Below are 4,450 nucleotides of genomic sequence, written 5' to 3' on the forward strand. Positions count from 1 at the left end.
CGGCGCGGACGAGGTCGACGGCCGCGGCGTGGTCGCGCTGCTCGGTCAGCGCCGCGAGACGGGCGGTGACGGCCGCAGCGCTCGACCCGTCCGAGGCGGTGGGACGGGGACGCAGGCGCTGCAGGGTCGCGTAGGTCCGGCGGGCGGCGCCGCGGGCGAGGCTCTTGGGGTCACGCACCCGAGGCAGCCTAGTTCGCCGGGCCGAAGGGAGCCGGGAGGCCGGCCCCCTTCGCACCGGAGGAGCTGCTCAGCTCTCCGAGCCCGAGGCCTGCGACTGGCCACCGCGGGTGCGGCGGCGGTTGCGGTTGCGACGACGGGGACGGGACTCGCCGTCCCCCTTCGCCTCGCCCTGACCGGAGCGCTCGCCACCACGGCCTCCACCGTTGCCACCACGGCCACCGCCGTTGCCGCCACGACCGCCACCGGAGCGGCGACCGCTGGACTTGCCGGTCTCGCCGAGGTCCTCGATGCGCTCGGCGTCGAGACCCTCGCGGGTGCGCTGGGCGCGGGGGAGGCGGCCCTTGGTGCCCTCGGGGATGTCGAGGTCGGAGTAGAGGTGCGGGCTCGAGGAGTAGGTCTCGACGGCCTCGGGGATGCCCAGGTCGAGGGCGCGGTTGATCATCGCCCACTTCGTCTCGTCGTCCCAGTCGACGAAGGTGACCGCGACACCCGTGTTGCCCGCGCGGCCGGTGCGGCCGATGCGGTGGACGTAGGTCTTCTCGTCGTCGGGGCACTGGTAGTTGATGACGTGGGTGACGTCGGTGACGTCGATGCCGCGGGCGGCGACGTCGGTGGCGACGAGCACGTCGACCTTGCCGTTGCGGAAGGCGCGCAGCGCCTGCTCGCGGGCGCCCTGGCCGAGGTCGCCGTGGATCGACGCGGCCGCGAAGCCGCGGTCGGTGAGCTCGTCGGCGACCTTGGCCGCGGTGCGCTTGGTGCGCGAGAAGATGATCGTCAGACCCCGGCCGTCGGCCTGCAGGATCCGCGCGAGCATCTCGACCTTGTCCATCGCGTGGGCGCGGTAGACGAACTGCTCGATCGCCTTGACGGTGTGGCTGTCTCCCTCGCCGTCCTCGCTCATCGCGCGGATATGCGTCGGCTGGGTCATGTAGCGGCGGGCCAGGGCGACGATCGCGCCGGGCATCGTCGCGGAGAAGAGCATCGTGTGGCGGGCCGGGGAGGTCATCGCCATGATCTTCTCGACGTCGGGCAGGAAGCCGAGGTCGAGCATCTCGTCAGCCTCGTCGAGGACGACGGTCTTGGTCGCCGACAGGTCGAGGTGACGCTGCTGGGCCAGGTCGATGAGCCGGCCGGGGGTGCCGACGACGACGTGGACGCCCTTCTTGAGCGCCTCGATCTGCGGCTCGTAGGCGCGGCCGCCGTAGACGGTGAGCACCTTGATCCCGAGGCGCTTGCCGGCGCGCTCGAGGTCGGCCGCCACCTGGCTGGCGAGCTCACGGGTCGGGGCGACCGCGAGCGCCTGCGGGCGGATGTCGTCGGACTCGAGGTCGATGCGGTTGAGCATCGGGACGCCGAAGCCGAGGGTCTTGCCGGTGCCGGTCTTGGCCTGGCCGATGATGTCGTGGCCGGCGAGGGCGACGGGCAGGGTCATCGCCTGGATGGGGAAGGGGTGGACGATCCCCGCGTCGGCGAGGGCCGCGACGATGTCGGGGTGGACGTCGAAGTCGCCGAAGGTCTGCTGCGCGGCCTCGGGCGCGGTGCCCTCGATGTCGGGGGTGGCCTGGACGGCCTCGCGCTCGGCGTCGGACGCGGGCACGGTCGTGTCGGGCTCAGTCATGAATCTCTCGATCAGCGTGGACGACGCATCGCGCGCCGTGGATGGCACGGGCCGATCGGAGGTGAGTCAAGCGGTCCGCCGCCACGAGGGGCGACCGCGCCGGACGTCTCGTCCGGGGAGAAGGATGCCGACCGGGCACCGCTGGTCGTCGTCATGCTACCCGCGACCCCCTCCCGGGGCCGAAACGAGGCCGGTGCGCCACTAGGCTGCGACCCATGAGCGAGCAGGTTCCCCCTTCGTCCACGCCCGAGCTCGGCACCCGCGAGCGCGAGGGGACGATCGAGCTCCTCGGGGTCATCGCCTACGGCGCGATCTCCGGCTTCACGCGGATGGCGGCGGACTCCGAGATGGCCCGCGACCTCGTCCTCAAGCGGGCGCTGGCGCGCATGGCGGTCCGGGAGTTCCAGAGCCACGAGCAGCTGTGCGACCACATCGTCGCCCTCGGCGGCGACCCGGTCGCCGCGATGGCGCCCTTCGAGGACGCCTTCGAGGCCTACCACGCGCGCACCCGCCCGCGTGACCTGCTCGAGGGCATGGTCAAGGCCTACATCGGCGACGGCATCGCCCGTGACTTCTTCGTCGAGATCTCGCGCTACGTCGACCCCTCCGCCCAGGCGGTCATCGAGCAGACCGGGGGTCTGCAGGCCGACCGCGACACGATCGTCGACGCGGTGCGTCGCGGCATCAAGCAGGACCCGCGTCGCGGCGGTCCGCTCGCGCTGTGGGGCCGACGGCTCATGGGTGAGGCCCTGACGCAGGGGCAGGTCGTGGCCGCCCAGCGCGAGGCCCTCAGCGAGCTCGTCCTCGGCCTGAGCCACGACCGCCCCGGCGCCACCCTCGCGGAGGTCGGTGAGCTCATGCAGCGGCTCACCGACCGGCACCAGCAGCGGATGGCCCGCCTCGGCATGTCCGCCTGAGGGCCGCAGCCCAACGACATGACGAAGGGGGGTCCCGCCGACTCGGCGGGACCCCCCTTCGCTGTGGTGCGTCAGACCTGCTTGCGGCCGGCGATCATCCCGTAGAGGACGATCAGGACGGCGGCGACGACGACACCGACGATGACGGCGAGGAAGCTGAAGTCCGTCTTCGTGCCGTTGATCAGGTAGGAGCCGATCAGCGCGCCCAGGACACCGAGGATGACGGTGACGAGCGTCGAGATGCTCTGCTTGCCCGGCAGGACCAGACGAGCGAGCGCGCCGATGATGGCGCCGACGATGACGGTGACGATGATGGTCCACACAGTGAATCACTCCTTCTGCGTCCGACAGGGGTGAGCGGACGCGCTCAGGCAGCCCGTGCGGGCTTCCGTGACCAACATAGACTCCTGAGGCGGGTGGGGCGACTCTCAGGAAGTGACGATTGGGGTGCGGCGACCCGCAGGCCCGGCGATCAGGCGCCGAAACCGACCCGTCCGCGGCTGGGCTCGCCGACCTCGACGTAGCCGAGGGCGCCGGCCGGGACCATGACGCGACGGCCCTTGTCGTCGGTGAGCACGAGCGCTCCGCCGTCGAGTGCGGTGCGCACGGCGGCCTCGATCTCCGCCTCGGCGCCGGTCGCCTCGATGACGATCTCGCGGGCGACGTTCTGGATCCCGATCTTGACCTCCACGGTCACTCCTTCGTTGTCGACGGGTGAGCTCGGGCTCATCGTGTCACTCACTCCCGACAGCGGCGGTGCCGGGGTCGTCGGTGGTGCCCATGCGGTTGACGGGGAAGGAGCCGAGACCGCGCCAGGCGAGGTGGCCGGCGGCCTGCGCCGCGACGTCCTTGGTGAAGTGGGCGCCGTGTGCGAGCCAGGTGCGCGCCATGACCTGCGCGGCGCCGGACATCGCCAGGCCGAGCATCTCGGCGAGTTCCTTGGGCAGCGGCGTGTCCTCGGTGATCCGCTGGGCCATCGCCTCGCCGAGCTGTGCCTCGAGGGCGTCGATGCGGTGGCGCACCTGCGGCTCGTTGGTCAGGTCCGACTCGTAGATCAGGCGGAAGGCGCCGCCCTCGTCGGCGACGAAGTCGAAGTAGGCGCGGACGGTCGCGTAGACCCGCTCCTCGTGGTCGTCGCTCGAGTTGAGCGCCTCGAGCACGAGTGACTCGAGGTGGTCGCACTGGTCGTCGAGGAGGGCGAGGTAGAGGTCGAGCTTGCCCGGGAAGTGCTGGTAGAGAACGGGCTTGGAGACGCCCGCCTCGTCGGCGATGTCCTCCATCGCGGCGGCGTGGTAGCCCTTCGAGACGAAGACGGTCAGGGCGGCGCCGAGCAGCTGCGCCCGCCGCTGGGCACGGGGCATCCGCTGGACGCGGGTACCGGTCGCGTGGGAGCTCATGGTTCCTCCGGGATGGGTGGCTCACCGTGTGGTGAGTCACAGGATCCTACTGCGCGGTAGTGACAACCTGCGCGCGGGGGAGGCTGTCGGGCCGAGGTGATGGGATGGCGTCGTGGCTGAGGACCTGACGAGCGTGCACCTGCGGCGGCCGACGACGAAGGGGGAGGACGCCCCCCTTCGTCTCGACGAGGACCAGGCGCGGGCGGTCGAGTCCCGCGCCGACCTCGTGCGGGTCCTCGGCGGTCCCGGCACGGGCAAGACGACGGTCGCCGTCGCGGCCGTCCTCGACCGGGTGCGGCACGGGGAGTGCCGGCCCGACGAGGTGCTCCTCGTCGCCG

At 71.8% G+C, this 4,450-nt stretch carries 6 protein-coding genes; 2 read left to right on the forward strand and 4 right to left on the reverse strand.

Annotation, left to right across the window (positions count from 1 at the left end):
* Positions 1-247: 247 nt before the first annotated feature.
* Positions 248-1,798, reverse strand: coding sequence for a DEAD/DEAH box helicase (locus AC2W7J_RS16185; RefSeq protein WP_485983660.1), 1,551 nt, complete (start codon positions 1,796-1,798; stop codon positions 248-250).
* A gap of 215 nt (positions 1,799-2,013) precedes the next feature.
* On the opposite strand from AC2W7J_RS16185, the gene AC2W7J_RS16190 reads away from it, so the two are divergent.
* Complete coding sequence (locus AC2W7J_RS16190; RefSeq protein WP_255185516.1) at positions 2,014-2,715, forward strand: ferritin-like fold-containing protein; 702 nt, start codon at positions 2,014-2,016, stop codon at positions 2,713-2,715.
* Positions 2,716-2,786: 71 nt separating this feature from the next.
* On the opposite strand, the gene AC2W7J_RS16195 is transcribed toward AC2W7J_RS16190, so the two are convergent.
* The 3 genes from AC2W7J_RS16195 to AC2W7J_RS16205 form a co-directional block, all read right to left on the reverse strand.
* Complete coding sequence (locus AC2W7J_RS16195) at positions 2,787-3,038, reverse strand: GlsB/YeaQ/YmgE family stress response membrane protein (protein ID WP_255185517.1); 252 nt, start codon at positions 3,036-3,038, stop codon at positions 2,787-2,789.
* 149 nt (positions 3,039-3,187) lie between these two features.
* Positions 3,188-3,406, reverse strand: coding sequence for a DUF3107 domain-containing protein (locus AC2W7J_RS16200; protein WP_255185518.1), 219 nt, complete (start codon positions 3,404-3,406; stop codon positions 3,188-3,190).
* 43 nt (positions 3,407-3,449) lie between these two features.
* Positions 3,450-4,112, reverse strand: coding sequence for a TetR/AcrR family transcriptional regulator (locus AC2W7J_RS16205; protein WP_485983663.1), 663 nt, complete (start codon positions 4,110-4,112; stop codon positions 3,450-3,452).
* 112 nt (positions 4,113-4,224) lie between these two features.
* Between AC2W7J_RS16205 and AC2W7J_RS16210 the strand changes: the two genes are divergently transcribed.
* Positions 4,225-4,450, forward strand: a 226-nt coding sequence (locus tag AC2W7J_RS16210; RefSeq protein WP_485983665.1) for a UvrD-helicase domain-containing protein, incomplete at its 3' end; no start/stop codon positions are given.

Source organism: Janibacter sp. CFPM2_SD2, from assembly GCF_057364645.1.